Source organism: Anaeromonas gelatinilytica, from assembly GCF_016820635.1.
In the GTDB taxonomy this organism is placed as follows: Bacteria; Bacillota; Clostridia; order Tissierellales; family SIT17; genus Anaeromonas; species Anaeromonas gelatinilytica.
In genome coordinates, this window is sequence record NZ_WSFU01000009.1 from 1 (window position 1) to 14,812 (window position 14,812).

Consider the following 14,812-nt stretch of genomic DNA (forward strand, 5'->3'; position numbering starts at 1 on the left):
GCATAAAACGTGCACCTGAGCACCCTTCTAATACGGCAGGGGATTCCATCCCCTACAACCCCTATTTTTTATTGTCTTCCAATATTTCCTGTAACTACTAACTCTTGTATTTATCAATAGTCTAAAACTTTTGTTAAATTAACTTTCCTAAACAATAAAAAACACTTCAAGAATGAAATTTTGTACCAACAAAATTATCCATAGCTTGTACACTTTATAAAATTAACATGCAAATCTTTTTCACTTCAACTTTAGTTTTTTTACACGCTTGTTTGAACTTTCTTAATAATTTGAATTTTCAAAAATTTTTAACTTGTTTACCAGTATATCACAATAAATTGAAAATTACAACACAAATACGCCAACTTTTTCCAGAGCGGAGTAATAATATACTCATAATCCGCTCTACTACTTATAAAAACGTGATTTGGATGTTTAATTTTCAAAAAATATATATTAAAGGTTAATTTAATGTAAATTAAATAGTTTTTAGTTCAAATTATGCTAAATCCTCTTTCGATATGACACCATATCCTAATCACCATAAATCTATAAATAAAAAGGAAATAACCATATCATAAATTAAACAAAAGAACGCAAATAATTAAAAAACAAAAAAAGAAATAGAAATATATGTTTTATACGACAACTATCCTAACACATAGGGTAAGGTAAAATTAATGTTAGATTTCATATCTTTAAAATCTAAAATAAGACCTCACTTACATGAGAAGCGTAGGCCGATGAAAAGGAAAAATGACATTGTAACATATAATTATGATATAATATTTATAATCTTATATTAAAGGAGCGTTAAAATGAAGAAAATTGATTGTTTAGGGGATGTATGTCCTATTCCAATTATAAAAACAAAAAAAGGGCTTCAAAATATACAACCTGGAGAATCTATTATGATAGTAACAGATCACAGTTGTACCTTGGAAGCCCTTATTGAATTGCTTGAGAACCGTAATGTTAAAATGGAATCTGATGAAGTAATTAATGGAGTTTGGGAAATAGCTATTACTAAACTTTAACACAAATTTTCTTTCCCTATTTTCTTAAAGTAGTGTATAAATTCACTCACAGGCTCACTTAATTGTGAGTTTTTTTCATTTATTAAATACATATTATACTGAATAGAGAAATCTAATATTTCTATTAGCTTTAATCGTTTCTCATATAACTCCTTCTTTACTGAAATATATGGTAAAAACGCAATTCCATAGCCTTTAAAAATAGAAGATTTAACCGACTCGGTAGAATCGCTTTTATAAAGAATATTTAATTCATTAGATGTATATCCAAATTCTTTAATCCTCTCTATTATAGCTTCTTCAACATTAAGCTTATCATGAAGTAAAACAAATGGATGTTTTAACAAATCTTTAAAGTTCACTTCATCATCTATATCATAATCATATGCTGCTACTAAAGAAAGATTATCACTTCCTATTTCATAATACTCTAAAGATTTATTACTTGGCTTTCCATAAATCACTCCTATATTAGCAATATTATTTCTAATATTCTCTTCTATTACTTCAAAAGAATTAGAAATCAATTCATAATTATGATATGGAAATTTTTTCTTTATCTTATATAATACACATGGCAATGCATAAGTAGCTATTGGCCAACATGCTTCTATTTTAATAGTTTGATTATTTTTCGAATCTTCTTTAAGATGTTCTATCATAGCTTCATAAGTTCTTACAATATTATCAGCATATTTCAATACTATTTTCCCTTTTTCAGTTAATTCTACGCCCTTATTACTCCTTATTAATAGACCATAACCTAAACTCTCTTCAAGTTTTTGAAGCTGCTGACTTAATGCAGGTTGAGAGATATGAGTACTACTTGCCACCCTTGATATACTCTTAGCCATCGCAACTTTATGGAAATAGTCAAAACATTCTATATGCAAAACAGTCCCTCCTTTGTTATATTATAACATATACCATTCATAATTTAATAAATAAAAAATTTTTGTGAATTATTGGAGTCATTTTGCATATTTGTAATTTCATTATATATTATTTGTTGTTATAATTATAATATATTAAATTATTATAAGATACTCTAAAATTATTTATTATGATACAATTTTGTTAATAAAACAATTGATTTCATATCATCCATATCTAAAAAAGGGAGGTGTGATCTGATGACTGAATCAAAAATCAACTATTCATCTATAAGAGAGGAATCTCCTTATAGTAAGTTAAAAAATAAAAAGTCAGTAAAAAATCAAATTCCATTTGGAATTCTGGTTACAATAGGTATAATAATAAGTGGAATTTTATTATCTAATACCTCCATTGAATTAGGTTTATATTGGATTGTTGGTATATCTTTTGGATTCATACTTCAAAAATCAAGATTTTGTTTTACCGCTTCTATGAGAGATCCTTATATCACAGGAAGTACTGCCTTAACTAAAGCAGTACTCGTAGCTTTTGCAATTACTACTATTGGTTTTACAGCAATAAAATTTGGTGCATATTCTAATGGATTGGATATTCCTGGTCAAAATTATATTGCTCCCATTAGCTTCGCAACAATAATTGGTGCTTTTATGTTTGGTATAGGTATGGTTATTTCTGGAGGATGCGGGTCTGGTACTATTATGAGAATAGGAGAAGGTTTTTTATTACAAGTATTAACTCTATTCTTTTTCATTATTGGTTCTCTTTGGGGGGCTCATGATTTTGGTTGGTGGAAGAAACATATCATTTTAAAAGGAAAAGCAATATTTTTACCAGATATATTTGGTTGGTTAGGAGCAGTTATTATTCAACTACTATTAATCGCTATATTATATATATTAGCTGATAAATGGCAAAAGATAAAACAAGATTTTTAAATAATTAATGGAATAGAGATATTAAAAATATTCGTTATAAATCAAGTATTATTAAGGGGATGTTAAACTTGAATTTTAAAGATAATAAATACTTCAAACTTTGGCTAAAAAGTTCATGGCCATATCTAGTTGGTGCAGTACTTTTATCTATATTTCAAATAGTTACATTAGCTACTACTAATGAACCTTGGGGAATTTCTAAAGTCTTTGCAAATTGGGGAGCATGGATATATAGACTAATAGGTGGTAACGTAGACAGTTGGTACTATTTTAGCAATAATAATGCTCAAAGTACTTTAAATTCTGGTTTTTTTAATGACCCTGGCTCTATAAGAAACCTTGGTATTATTGTAGGTGCACTTTTAGCTTCCCTTTTAGCCTCTCAGTTTAAAATCAAGAAAATCAAATCAAAAAAGCAAGTTATAGCAGCAATTTTAGGCGGTTTATTAATGGGTTATGGAGCAAGAATAAGTTTTGGTTGTACCATAGGTGCAATGTATAGTGGTATTTCATCACTATCCCTTTCAGGATGGATATTTACTTTGTTTCTATTCATTGGTTCCATAGTTGGTAGTAAATTATTAATAAAGTTCTTTATGTAATTTATAGATCTTTCTAAAAGTAAATATTAAAATACCGTCACAAACTAATCCTACTACTATACTTAAACTTTGATCTTCAACCAATTCTAAACTCTAGTTATCTACCTAAACAAACCAAGCTAACGTATTACATAATAAATAAAGAATTATTCTTACATACAAAAATTCTTTTAAAAAGTCCGTGAAATTGGGCATCCTAAAATTTTATACCCTAAAAAAATGGCTTGATATCTAGATATCAAGCCATTTTTTTAACTTTCACATTCTTCATGATGCTGATGCTCATTACAAATAGAACCTGTAGATTTTAGATTTCCTTTTATATAACTATCTATTACTGATTCAACATCTCCTGTAGCTCCAGTAATTACTTCTATCCCTTTATCATTAAATATGGTAACTGCTCCACCACCCATACCACCTGATATTATTACATCAACTCCATTGTCATGTAAAAAATTTGGTAAAAAGCCTGGTCTATGACCTGGGTTTGGAATTGACTCACTTTTAACTATTCTTTCATCTTCTACTTCAAATATATTGAAGTTTTGACAATGTCCAAAATGTTGAGTAACTATTTTTCCTTCACTTGCAATTGCAATTTTCATATAATCATCTCCTAAATATTATTTTATTAACATATTAATAGTTTTCTTATAGACATCTTCTATAGCTTCTCTCGCTTTACAATCTATATCAACTATACTTTTACCACTATTAATAGCCTTTACTGCTTCTATATCAAAGGGAATATTTCCTATAAATTTTATATCATATTTATCAGCAAAATCTTTTATTTCATTTGATTTTTCTATATTTGTATCATATTTATTTACACAAATAGCAATTTTAGTACCAAAATTCCCTGCTGTGTTTATTATTCTTTTCATATCATTTATTCCAGATATAGAAGGCTCTACAACTATCAACACCATATCAACACCACTTATTGATGCTATAACAGGACAACCTATTCCTGGTGATCCATCTATTATTGCAATTTCTGTTTCTCCTATAGCCGTTTTCATTTGTTTCTTTACTTCAGTCACTAATAATCCTGAATTACCATTTCCCATTTTTAATTGAGCAGTAGAAAATATTTTTTTATCATCATACAATTTTAATTCTCCAGCAATTACTGGCCTAAGTTCAATTGCATCTACTGGACAGATTTCTTCACATACTCCGCAACCTTCACACTCAAAATAATCCACCTCATAATTATCCCTTAATCCTATAGCATCAAATCTACAATTTTCCATACATAAACCACATTTTACACATTTATCTTGATTTATATAAGCTTTATCTAATCCATAGTAATCAGAAATTTTTGGTGTACTAAAATCTTCCATGACTAAATGTAAATTAGGAGCATCCACATCACAATCAGCAAAAGCCTTAGCACTAGATAACTTAATAAAAGAACTTGCTATAGTTGTTTTTCCAGTTCCTCCTTTTCCGCTAAGAATTAATAATTGCTTCACCCTGCTCGACCTCCTTAATTACTCTTTGTAGTATATTTGAAAAGATTTTTTTGTACTTTTCATTTTCTCTTGCAGCAATAATACCTTCTGAATTAATCTTTCCAAGTTCACTATCAAAGGGAATTCTACCTAATATTTTAATATTATTGTCTAAACAAAAATCTTCTGCAGGATTTTTACCATCAAAATCCTTATTTAAAACTACTCCATAAGATTTACCAAATAAATTTACCAATTCATGTACCATATTTAAATTATGAACGCCAAATAAAGTAGGCTCTGCTACTAATATACAATAATCAACATCTTTAATTGTTTCCATTACTATACATGCACTTCCTGGAGGAGAATCGATAATTGTAATATCTTTTTTATTAAAATCCTCTTTAAGAATATTTTTTATTATACTTGTTCCCGATGCTTCTCCAGTATTCATGATTCCAGTAGTAATATTAATTCCATTAGAGATTCCCCTTTGAATTTCTCCAATGTTTTTTTCTTTTTCTGTCAATGCATTTTGAGGACAAAATAAAGTACAACCACTACAGGAATGACAAATATCATCAAATATCACTAATTTTTCATTTATATAAGCTAAAGCATTATATTTACAAAAGTCTACACATTTACGACACCCATTACATAATTCTTGATTTACTTCAGGAATTTTTACATTTACCTTTTCTATTTCTATATTTTCAGGCTTAAAAAATAAGTATCCATTTGGCTCTTCAACATCACAATCTATATATTCAGCATTATCAGCTACTGAAGCTAAATTTACAGACAAAAGAGTTTTGCCGGTTCCTCCTTTACCACTCAATACTGCTATTTTCATATTATTTCTCTCCATGTCCATGAAATCCTGAATGTATATTATCAAGAGGTAATAATGTTCCTGTATTAAATTTTTCTATATTTTCTTTTACTGATCTACTCTCAGTTTTATATATTTTAATTTCTGCTCCTTTTATAACATCCGTAGCATTTCTACCACATTGAGGAGTCAATAATACATCTCCTTTATTATCTACAACTATTTGAGCTGCTTTTATACCTGCTCCACCTCTACTATTAGAAGCAGTATTTTCAATAAACTCCTCTTTTTTATTTTCTTTATCATATATAAGAAAATATGGTGTTCTTCCAAAAATTTCGGATACATTTGAACCCATTGATTTTTCTTCCACAGGTATTACTATTCTCATCTTAATCATCTCCTAAATTTTCTTCATTCCAGTTTCTTTTAAATTCCCGTCTTCCACACCCCACATTGCCACATCTATTCCTATGTCCACTACATATTTTATATTCTCCACCTTCAATTTTTAATATTTTACCTTTTACTAAAGACTCTGCTAATTTTTTACGAGCCTCTCTATATATACCTTGAACAGTTGTACGAGCTATATTCATTTGTTCAGAACATTCAGCCTGAGTTAAACCTTCTAAGTCAATTAATCTTATAGTTTCATATTCATCTACTGTCATATTTATTATCTCGTCTCTATTTTTAGGCATACCTAAAGGTCCAAATCTATCATTTTCCGGTAGACAACATACCTTTCTCCATTTTCTAGGTCTAGGCATAAAATTTCATCACTCCCTATTTACAATTATTTATTTTCTCTTTTGTTTTATTGACATATGTCATTTACATGTTTATTGTACCATATAAATGACATATGTCAATAAAAAATAAAAAAAATAACATAATATTATGTTATTTTTTTTCATTCTTCAATACATCATATAAAAACTCATTTGGAACAAGGAAACTTTTATTATTTATTATAATTTGTTGAGATTCATCATCAGAACTAAGTTTTTCCTTATAATCATCAATCTCATTATGAATATCTTCCATTTCTCTATCTAGTTTAGCAACAGAATCTGCTGCATCTTTAAGTTCATCAAGCAATACTTGAGGCACTGCCTTATTAAATTTATAATATATCTTATGTTCCAGACTGGCCCAAAAATCCATAGCAATAGTCCTAATCTGCACTTCAACACACACATTCTCAACTCTATCAGACATAAAAATAGGTACTTGTAAAACTAAATGAAGACTTTTATAACCATTAGGCTTAGGATTTTTAATATAATCTTTAATTCTAATTGTTTCTATATCTTCTTGACTTTGTAGCATATCACTTAATTTATATATATCAGAAATAAATGAAACTGTTATACGAACACCTGCAATATCTTTAATATTTTCCTTTATAGAGTCTAAAGAAAATTCACATCCTTTCTTTCGAATTTTCTTTAATATGCTTTCAGGTGTCTTAATTCTGGATTTAACATGTTCTATAGGGTTATATTCATGAATATACTGAAATTCTTGTTTTAATATATCAATCTTTGTATTGATCTCATTTAATGCAAATTTATATTGCATCATAAAGCGAGTCATTTCCATTCTAAATTCTTTAATATTAACCATATCTTCTTCTGTCATATATACTCACTCCTTGTCTTTTGTATCATTCTATTTCTAAATATTCTTTAATTCCATCAACTATAGAAGTCGCAATAGAATATTGAAAGCCATCATCTAGCATTTTCTGTTCTTCCTGAGGATTAGTTAAATATCCTATTTCCAACAAAACTGCAGGCATGTCCACATATCTTACAACGAAAAAGTCTTTTGCTTTAACTCCACGATCATTAAATCCAGTTGCATTCACTACATGTCTGTGAATAAGATCTGCGAAGTATTTGGACTCATCATGAAAATAAAATGATTCTGTACCAGACACATCTGAGTCACTGAATGTATTTCCATGAATAGAAATATATAAATCTGCATTTAGTTCATTCGCAAATTTAGGTCTATATAAATCTTCAGTTGAAATAAAAGTATCATCTTCTCTTGTCATATAAACTTCTATCTGTTCTTCTTTTTCTAAAATTTTTTTTATTTTTTTAGATAAACTCAATGTAAAATCTTTTTCATATAAGCCGCTTATCCCTGTAGCACCAACATCACTTCCACCATGCCCTGGATCAATTACTACTTTAAATGTTTCTCCTGCTTCACTAGTATCCTTATTACCTTCAACAAATAATTTATTATTCCATATAAAAATTATTAGCATAGCTAATAAAACAAATCCAATAAATCTTAACCGTCTTTTCATTCTCCTCTTTCTTCTCATTCTTCTTTTTGCTCTTCTATTCAAATTTAAAGTTCCTCCTTTGAATCTTTTTATATTATAATTTTCAAATGTGAAATCTATGTGAATTATGTCAAAAATTAATATATATAATTGAAATGAATCAATATATATAATTTTATGCAATTTTATCATGTTTTAGTTATAAAATAAATGCTTCTTCTATCCTATTTGTTCAATAATTTTCAAACTTCACATTCTGTATTGACATGTGTGTATACACATGTTATGATAATGTAAATTATATTAGGAGGTATTATAATGAATACTAAAAAATTAACAATTATGTCATTATTAACAGCTCTTGCAATTGTTATTCCTTTTGCAGTATTTTTTAAGGTTATAATTCCGCCATTTACTGCAACATTAGGTTCCCATGTACCTATGTTTATTTCTATGTTCTTTGGACCTGAAGTTGCTATTATGGTAGGACTTGGATCTGCACTTGGATTTTTCTTAAATCTTGGACCATTAGTTGGGGCTAGAGCCTTTATGCATGTTTTTGTTGGACTCATAGGTGCTAAACTTATAAAAAAAGGTATGTCTTTTGGCAAGGTTTCAGCTATTACTGCACCAATACATGGATTACTTGAAGTCCTTGTAATTATACCATTTGTAGGTTTTGATGTTTACAACTTACTCATTATCACTGGAATTGGTACTGCTCTACACCACTCTGCAGATGCTATTATATCTTACGTTATAATAAAAACACTTGACAAATCAAAACAATTTAATTTAATGACTGATAAACAAGAAATACAGAACAATAAATAATATTTAAAATTTTCTCCCCAATTATAAAACTCCCCTCATAATAAACAGTTTTATTAAAAAACTGTCTACTATGAGGGGAGAATATAATTTTATAAATTTCTTTTACTTATTAACTACACTAAATGTTTTAATATTTAACTCATTTGTATCCATAGAATTATGACAAACTTTTATTTCCTTAATATTACCTTTATATATTATATTACTTTCTAATTTAAGTAAGTTTTGAGGTCTCACAAGATTTCTTGATATATTTAAATCTATAATTCCACTTTCTTTTAAAACATAATATACAAATTCTGAACATAAAAATCTATCATTATAATACACTGTCATATTAAATAAACTATAAAATAAACCCATATAATTATACTTATACATATGACTATTATATATAAATTCATCTAATAATTCTTTTACCTTTTCATACTGAGCCTTTGATACTTCTAATTCCATTATTATACCAGGTAAAGTCTTGCAAAATCTATATGCTCCTTGGTTTATATCTTCCTGTTTAAAAACTCCAATAAAAGGATTATAAGTAGTTTTTCTTCCAAAACTATACATAGAATTAAGTTTCTTATCTAACGAAATAGATGCATGAGTATATTCATCTCTTTTAAATAATTGTATCAATCTAGATAATACTGTATTTGTTCGTGTAAGAACTATGTAAATATAATATTTCCCCATTTTTGCCCCCTTTAATGTTTAATGAACCAATTATTATTATACACTATAACATTAAAGAATAGGTAAAATATATCTTAAGAATTTCTTAAAATTCATATACATTACATCAATGGAGAAAATAATCTTAATATTGAACGTCCAATTACCTTATACCATTTAATGTGTTCACCATCTTTTAATGTAATATTTTTACTAAGCTTTAAAGTATTAAGAAAATCATTCTTCATATCAATAATAGTGTCACTATTATACATCCAAACACCACATTCAAAATGGAGATACAAACTTCTGTAGTCCATATTTATAGTACCAATGACACTAAATTCATCATCTACTACAAATGTTTTTGAATGTATAAAACCTGGAGTATATTCATATATCTTAACTCCACACTCTATAAGACTATCATAATATGACCTAGTCACTGCATGAACATACCATTTATCAGGATGATGAGGAGTAATTATTCTAACATCTACTCCAGATTTAGCTGCTGAAGTTAAAGCCACTACCATTTCATTATCAATTATTAAATAAGGAGTAGTTATATAAATATATCTTTTAGCTTTATTAATTAAATTAAGATAAACAATTTCTCCAACTGTTTCATCGTCTACTGGATTATCAGTAAAAGGTTGAATATACCCAGTATCTTCATATTTATAATCATTTAAAACCTCTTTCTTATATTGACTAATATCTTCATTAATTCCTCTCACATAATCCCACATAGATAAAAACATCACTGTCAAACTCCATGCAGCATCTCCTTTTATCATAACAGCAGAATCCTTCCAATGACCATACTTTTCATACTCATTTATATATTCATCTGCTAAATTAATTCCTCCTGTAAAAGCTGTATGTCCATCAATTATTGCAATTTTACGGTGATTTCTATTATTTAATCTAGGAGATAATACTGGAATTAATGGATTAAAAATAGAACATTTAATTCCCATACTTTCAAGCTGTTTATCATATCTATAAGGTAAAGTAAAAGTACAGCCTAAATCATCATAAATAACTCGAACTTCCACACCTTGAGAAACCTTTTCTACTAAAATATCTAATATACTATCCCACATTACCCCTTTTTCAATAATAAAATACTCTAAAAATATATAATGCTCTGCCTTTTTTAATTCTTTCTTTAGCCTTTCAAACTTCAATTCTCCTTTTGAAAAATATTTTGCAACTGTATTTTTATATGGAGGACCATAAGCATAATTTTGAATATATTTAGATTGATTAAAGGCAACCTCATTTTTAGATTTCATATCATTCAAAATTTCTTCATGAGGTAACAACACTTCCCTTGTTTTATATTCTATAGATTTCATTCTCTTCTTTGTTCTTCCGCTTAACTTATTTCCTCCAAAGAAAATATAAAACAATCCTCCAAAAATAGGAAATAATAATATAGGTACTATCCAAGCAATTTTATATGCTGGATTTATAGGATTATTAATAATCAACAACACTGCAATCATACTTATAAGTACATTTCCTCCATAGAAAAGAACAAAATATTCATTAAACTTCAATATTGCTCCAGTTAAAACTAACAACTGTATTAATATTGCAATAATGACAAAAATAATTCTATTAAATATAACTTTTCTTAAAAATTTCATCGTATCCTCTCTTTAAAGTTATTATGGGACAAGGGGACGGTTCTCTGTCCCATTATTCGCAAATTTCGACATAGAAATTTTAAATTATATATATTAATTTAATGCTAACTTTTCATAATGCTTATATAATGATTGAAATTTTCCTCCATAATCCTTTTTCCACGGCTTTTTCTTCCCGCAAAAATGCAAAATTACAGTATTTTTTATAACCTTATCCATATCCCATTTTCCACTACTTTTGAATTTATAATATCCATAATACCTTACATCATAATTATATAATTTTTCATCTAAACTCTTTATATTTTTTGAATAAAGTGCATTCAATATATCTTGATCAGGCATAATCAGTTTAGACTTATTTTTTTCTACAAAAGCATATATGGATTTTTCATCAATTTTTCTTCTCTGAAGATCTAAATTCATTAAAAGTACTCCAGAATTATAATATGCATCAATTTCATAAGGATATAGTCTTAATTTATTAATTTCTTTTACGGTAATCTTGTCATGATATGCTGCAGCATACAATGAATTCTCAATATCAATATTATATAAATCCTCTATTGAATTAATCACTAAAATATCAGGATCTAAATATAAAATACGATCAATATTTTCAGGTAAAACTTTAAATGCTAATAAACGATAATACATTTCCTTGGTATAATGTAAAAGAGTGGGAGCATTGCTAAAAGATTCATCATCAATGGCTATTTCTTCTAAATCACTACCATGAATTTTAACATAATCATTTAAATCGTTTAATTCCTCCTCATTAAGACTAGAATGCATTAAATAAATCGAGAACTTTTCTTCTTCATTATTCAGAAAAAGTGATTTAAGCATTACCTTTAATGGCTTTATATAATTAGGATCTAATGTCACAAGTACATTCATATACATAAATCACGCCCCTTTTAATAATTTAAAATTACCATAATTTTATATTTATTATAACATATTTACTTAATATATTATCAAAAATACAGCAAATTTAGAATGCTATTAATACTTTTATATGTATAATGAGACAGAATTATCTGTCTCATTATACATCATTTTATTTGCATATATACAAAAACTGCATCTCTAAGAAATTTAGCCATTCCAGGTTTCTCTTTATCATAATATAATCTAAATTTTTCATCATCTATATACATTTGTGCAAGTCCAGCATGAGCTTCTTTACTATAATCATCCCAGAAAAAACTTAACCATTGGCGATGTAAATCTACTGCTTTTTGCGCCAATTCACTTTTAGGATCATCACTTTCAAAAGCTTTTTTAAGTTTTTCTATAAATTCTTTTTCCAATGTAGTAACTCTATCATATTCTTCCTGTGTCATTTTCTCAAGTTTCTTATTCGATTTATCCACTACATCATCACCATATTTTCCTCGTACTTCCTTTCCATATTTTTCTTCATTGTTATATACTAACTTTTCTTTAAATCCTTCAAATTTTTCTTTATCACTCATCTTAATTCTCCTTTTCTTATAATCAATTGTTTTTTTAACATTTCTAATCAATATTTCTAATCGCTTCTTATTATTAAGAAGTTTATCGTGATGTTCCTTTAACGCTTTTAATTCATCAAAACCCGGTGAATCTATTATTGATTTAATAATTTTTAACTCTACACCTAATTCCTTATAAAAAAGTATCTGCTGTAATTTATCAACTTCTTTTTCACTATATATACGATATCCTGATGAATTAATCCTTACAGGCTTAAGAATTGCAATTTCATCATAATATCTTAATGTCCGAGAACTAATCCCCGCTATATTTGCTAACTTTTTTATTGTATATTCCATCATTTCACCTCCTTACAATAAAACTATACACCTTTACGTTAATGTCAATAAATATATAAATAAAAAACATCTATTATTCCAAATAGATGTTTTTACTATATACTCATATTATTTTTCAGCAACAATCACCAGAGGAAAAGATTTCATAGGCTCATATTCTCCCTTATCGAAATTTCCATAAAATTTAATAGAAGAAAAACCTGCTTTTTCTATTAAGCTTCTCATTCCTTTTGATTTTATAGGATGTAGATATACATTATTTTCAAATTTTCTATCTTCAACTTTCAATATTGTACTAAAATCAATCTTATGTTTATCTTTTAAGTAATCATAATATCTTTCAAATACTAAATTTACTTCCTTATTTTTTATAGTGGGAAGATATTTAATATTCTTAGCTAATACTCTGTCATAATTAACTATTTGAATCAGCATTCGTCCCTCTGTTTTAAGAGAATTATTACATGATTTTAAAAATTCACCTATTTCCTCATCATTATTTAAATGAACTAAGGAATTTCCTATACAAAATATTGTATCAAATTTTTTATTCAATTTCTCTATTTCTAACATATTTAGAACTTGAGCATCAATCTCACTATCTTTTTCTTTCAACTTATTTATCATATTCTCATCTAAATCTATTGCAGTAATATTATATCCTTCATCTCTTAATTTTTTAGAATATCCTCCACTACCACAGGCTACATCTAAAATATCCTTTGGATAATCTCCTGAAACTTCCTTTATTAAATTAAATTTAACATCCTTCACAGGAAATATATAATCATAGTATTTAGATATTTCCTTATAAAATTTTGACATTATGTCACCTCTTTTTCATTTATACTTCTCTAAAAAATCTAATTAATTTCTCTACACTTTCCTCTGTAGTTGCCCATGATGTTACAAAACGAACTGCACTTTTATTTTTATCCACCTTTGCTTCGATTGAGTATAAAAACTCCTCAGATAATTTATCTAATATATCATCTGCCAAAATTGGAAATAACTGATTAGATGTTAATGGGGCATAAAAAGAATATCCTAAATCTATTAAAGCATTTCCTATCTTCTCTGCCATCTGATTAGCATGAGTAGCTAATTCAAAAAATAAATTATCTTGAAATAATCCCTCAAATTGTATTCCTGCAACAAATCCTTTAGCCATTAAAGCTCCTCTTTGTTTTATTAAATAACGAAAATCTTCTTTCAAATCCTCTCTACAAATGACTAAAGCCTCTCCTAATAATGCCCCATTTTTAGTACCACCTATATAAAAAGCATCTACTAACTTTACAATATCGGATAATTTAAGATCATTACTTTTACATGTTAAAGCAGAGCCCAGTCTTGCACCATCAAGAAATAAAGTTAATCCATTATCCTTACAAGTTTTATGAATTTCAATTAATTCACTTTTAGAATATATTGTTCCTAGTTCTGTAGAATTGGATATATATATCATCTTAGATTGTACCATGTGTTCGTCTTTATGATGATCTAAAGCTTTTTGTATTATTTTTGGAGTAAGTTTACCATCTTTAGCTGGCATTGCAATTACCTTGTGTCCAGTAGCTTCTATAGCTCCTGTTTCATGAACATTAATATGTCCTGTATCAGCTGCAATTACAGCTTGATGAGGTCTTAAAGAACTTGATATGAATAATAAATTAGTCTGAGTACCGTTGCATAAAATCTATAATTGTCTATAAAAACCTTATAAAAACCTATAAATTTTAATT

The 14,812-nt window shown here is 27.5% G+C and carries 18 protein-coding genes; 4 read left to right on the forward strand and 14 right to left on the reverse strand.

The features are described from left to right. Positions 1 to 818 precede the first annotated feature (818 nt). Positions 819 to 1,037 (forward strand): sulfurtransferase TusA family protein, encoded by a 219-nt coding sequence (locus tag GOQ29_RS00800; RefSeq protein WP_203370471.1) that lies wholly within the window; start codon positions 819 to 821, stop codon positions 1,035 to 1,037. On the opposite strand, the gene GOQ29_RS00805 is transcribed toward GOQ29_RS00800, so the two are convergent. Next, entirely contained in the window at positions 1,034 to 1,930 is an 897-nt protein-coding gene (locus GOQ29_RS00805; protein ID WP_203370472.1) for a LysR family transcriptional regulator, read from the reverse strand. The genes GOQ29_RS00800 and GOQ29_RS00805 overlap by 4 nt on opposite strands. Positions 1,931 to 2,170: 240 nt before the next feature. Here GOQ29_RS00805 and GOQ29_RS00810 point away from each other — a divergent pair, with 240 nt between their 5' ends. After that, on the forward strand, positions 2,171 to 2,869 hold the full coding sequence (locus GOQ29_RS00810) for a YeeE/YedE thiosulfate transporter family protein (RefSeq protein ID WP_203370474.1): 699 nt from the start codon (positions 2,171 to 2,173) through the stop codon (positions 2,867 to 2,869). Positions 2,870 to 2,937: 68 nt separating this feature from the next. Further along, positions 2,938 to 3,471 (forward strand): YeeE/YedE thiosulfate transporter family protein, encoded by a 534-nt coding sequence (locus tag GOQ29_RS00815; protein WP_350445949.1) that lies wholly within the window; start codon positions 2,938 to 2,940, stop codon positions 3,469 to 3,471. A gap of 251 nt (positions 3,472 to 3,722) precedes the next feature. Here the strand turns inward: GOQ29_RS00815 and GOQ29_RS00820 are convergent, their stop codons facing one another. From GOQ29_RS00820 to GOQ29_RS00850, 7 genes are all read right to left on the reverse strand, one after another. After that, complete coding sequence (locus tag GOQ29_RS00820; protein WP_203370478.1) at positions 3,723 to 4,079, reverse strand: NifB/NifX family molybdenum-iron cluster-binding protein; 357 nt, start codon at positions 4,077 to 4,079, stop codon at positions 3,723 to 3,725. Between the two features lie 18 nt (positions 4,080 to 4,097). Beyond that, positions 4,098 to 4,958: an ATP-binding protein gene (locus GOQ29_RS00825; RefSeq protein ID WP_203370480.1), complete on the reverse strand. Its 861-nt coding sequence runs from the start codon at positions 4,956 to 4,958 to the stop codon at positions 4,098 to 4,100. Continuing rightward, positions 4,936 to 5,796, reverse strand: a complete 861-nt coding sequence (locus tag GOQ29_RS00830) for a nucleotide-binding protein (RefSeq protein ID WP_203370481.1) — start codon at positions 5,794 to 5,796, stop codon at positions 4,936 to 4,938. Before GOQ29_RS00830 ends, GOQ29_RS00825 begins: the two co-directional genes overlap by 23 nt. A gap of 1 nt (position 5,797) precedes the next feature. Next, the gene (locus GOQ29_RS00835) at positions 5,798 to 6,166 is read right to left on the reverse strand and encodes a NifB/NifX family molybdenum-iron cluster-binding protein (RefSeq protein ID WP_203370483.1); all 369 of its coding nucleotides are present in this window, start codon (positions 6,164 to 6,166) and stop codon (positions 5,798 to 5,800) included. 1 nt (position 6,167) lies between these two features. Next, on the reverse strand, positions 6,168 to 6,548 hold the full coding sequence (locus GOQ29_RS00840) for a DUF134 domain-containing protein (RefSeq protein ID WP_203370485.1): 381 nt from the start codon (positions 6,546 to 6,548) through the stop codon (positions 6,168 to 6,170). 133 nt (positions 6,549 to 6,681) lie between these two features. Continuing rightward, on the reverse strand, positions 6,682 to 7,422 hold the full coding sequence (locus GOQ29_RS00845) for a GTP pyrophosphokinase (protein WP_213018393.1): 741 nt from the start codon (positions 7,420 to 7,422) through the stop codon (positions 6,682 to 6,684). Positions 7,423 to 7,447: 25 nt separating this feature from the next. Beyond that, complete coding sequence (locus GOQ29_RS00850; RefSeq protein ID WP_252187470.1) at positions 7,448 to 8,146, reverse strand: N-acetylmuramoyl-L-alanine amidase family protein; 699 nt, start codon at positions 8,144 to 8,146, stop codon at positions 7,448 to 7,450. 255 nt (positions 8,147 to 8,401) lie between these two features. Between GOQ29_RS00850 and GOQ29_RS00855 the strand changes: the two genes are divergently transcribed. Continuing rightward, positions 8,402 to 8,917: an ECF transporter S component gene (locus GOQ29_RS00855; RefSeq protein WP_207750623.1), complete on the forward strand. Its 516-nt coding sequence runs from the start codon at positions 8,402 to 8,404 to the stop codon at positions 8,915 to 8,917. Positions 8,918 to 9,019: 102 nt separating this feature from the next. On the opposite strand, the gene GOQ29_RS00860 is transcribed toward GOQ29_RS00855, so the two are convergent. The 6 genes from GOQ29_RS00860 to GOQ29_RS00885 form a co-directional block, all read right to left on the reverse strand. Beyond that, positions 9,020 to 9,610, reverse strand: coding sequence for a hypothetical protein (locus GOQ29_RS00860; RefSeq protein ID WP_203370487.1), 591 nt, complete (start codon positions 9,608 to 9,610; stop codon positions 9,020 to 9,022). A 101-nt stretch (positions 9,611 to 9,711) separates the two neighbouring features. Next, positions 9,712 to 11,247 (reverse strand): cardiolipin synthase, encoded by a 1,536-nt coding sequence (gene cls / locus GOQ29_RS00865; RefSeq protein WP_203370489.1) that lies wholly within the window; start codon positions 11,245 to 11,247, stop codon positions 9,712 to 9,714. A 93-nt stretch (positions 11,248 to 11,340) separates the two neighbouring features. Then, positions 11,341 to 12,153 carry a glycosyltransferase family 8 protein gene (locus GOQ29_RS00870; RefSeq protein WP_252187471.1) on the reverse strand — a complete coding sequence of 271 codons (813 nt, stop codon included), beginning with the start codon at positions 12,151 to 12,153 and terminating at the stop codon, positions 11,341 to 11,343. A 152-nt stretch (positions 12,154 to 12,305) separates the two neighbouring features. Then, positions 12,306 to 13,067, reverse strand: coding sequence for a MerR family transcriptional regulator (locus tag GOQ29_RS00875; RefSeq protein ID WP_203370492.1), 762 nt, complete (start codon positions 13,065 to 13,067; stop codon positions 12,306 to 12,308). Positions 13,068 to 13,175: 108 nt separating this feature from the next. Beyond that, positions 13,176 to 13,892 carry a class I SAM-dependent methyltransferase gene (locus GOQ29_RS00880; protein WP_203370494.1) on the reverse strand — a complete coding sequence of 239 codons (717 nt, stop codon included), beginning with the start codon at positions 13,890 to 13,892 and terminating at the stop codon, positions 13,176 to 13,178. A gap of 19 nt (positions 13,893 to 13,911) precedes the next feature. Next, entirely contained in the window at positions 13,912 to 14,766 is an 855-nt protein-coding gene (locus tag GOQ29_RS00885; RefSeq protein ID WP_203370504.1) for a threonine aldolase family protein, read from the reverse strand. Positions 14,767 to 14,812: the final 46 nt, after the last annotated feature.

Excerpts from the sequence above, each read along its gene's own strand:
- GOQ29_RS00800 (WP_203370471.1), top strand. The coding sequence starts at position 819 with ATGAAGAAAATTGATTGTTTAGGGGATGTATGTCCTATTCCAATTATA.
- GOQ29_RS00810 (WP_203370474.1), top strand. The coding sequence starts at position 2,171 with ATGACTGAATCAAAAATCAACTATTCATCTATAAGAGAGGAATCTCCT.
- GOQ29_RS00820 (WP_203370478.1), bottom strand. The coding sequence starts at position 4,079 with ATGAAAATTGCAATTGCAAGTGAAGGAAAAATAGTTACTCAACATTTT.
- GOQ29_RS00830 (WP_203370481.1), bottom strand. The coding sequence starts at position 5,796 with ATGAAAATAGCAGTATTGAGTGGTAAAGGAGGAACCGGCAAAACTCTT.
- GOQ29_RS00835 (WP_203370483.1), bottom strand. The coding sequence starts at position 6,166 with ATGAGAATAGTAATACCTGTGGAAGAAAAATCAATGGGTTCAAATGTA.
- GOQ29_RS00840 (WP_203370485.1), bottom strand. The coding sequence starts at position 6,548 with ATGCCTAGACCTAGAAAATGGAGAAAGGTATGTTGTCTACCGGAAAAT.
- GOQ29_RS00845 (WP_213018393.1), bottom strand. The coding sequence starts at position 7,422 with ATGACAGAAGAAGATATGGTTAATATTAAAGAATTTAGAATGGAAATG.
- GOQ29_RS00855 (WP_207750623.1), top strand. The coding sequence starts at position 8,402 with ATGAATACTAAAAAATTAACAATTATGTCATTATTAACAGCTCTTGCA.
- GOQ29_RS00860 (WP_203370487.1), bottom strand. The coding sequence starts at position 9,610 with ATGGGGAAATATTATATTTACATAGTTCTTACACGAACAAATACAGTA.
- cls (WP_203370489.1), bottom strand. The coding sequence starts at position 11,247 with ATGAAATTTTTAAGAAAAGTTATATTTAATAGAATTATTTTTGTCATT.
- GOQ29_RS00870 (WP_252187471.1), bottom strand. The coding sequence starts at position 12,153 with ATGTATATGAATGTACTTGTGACATTAGATCCTAATTATATAAAGCCA.
- GOQ29_RS00875 (WP_203370492.1), bottom strand. The coding sequence starts at position 13,067 with ATGGAATATACAATAAAAAAGTTAGCAAATATAGCGGGGATTAGTTCT.
- GOQ29_RS00880 (WP_203370494.1), bottom strand. The coding sequence starts at position 13,892 with ATGTCAAAATTTTATAAGGAAATATCTAAATACTATGATTATATATTT.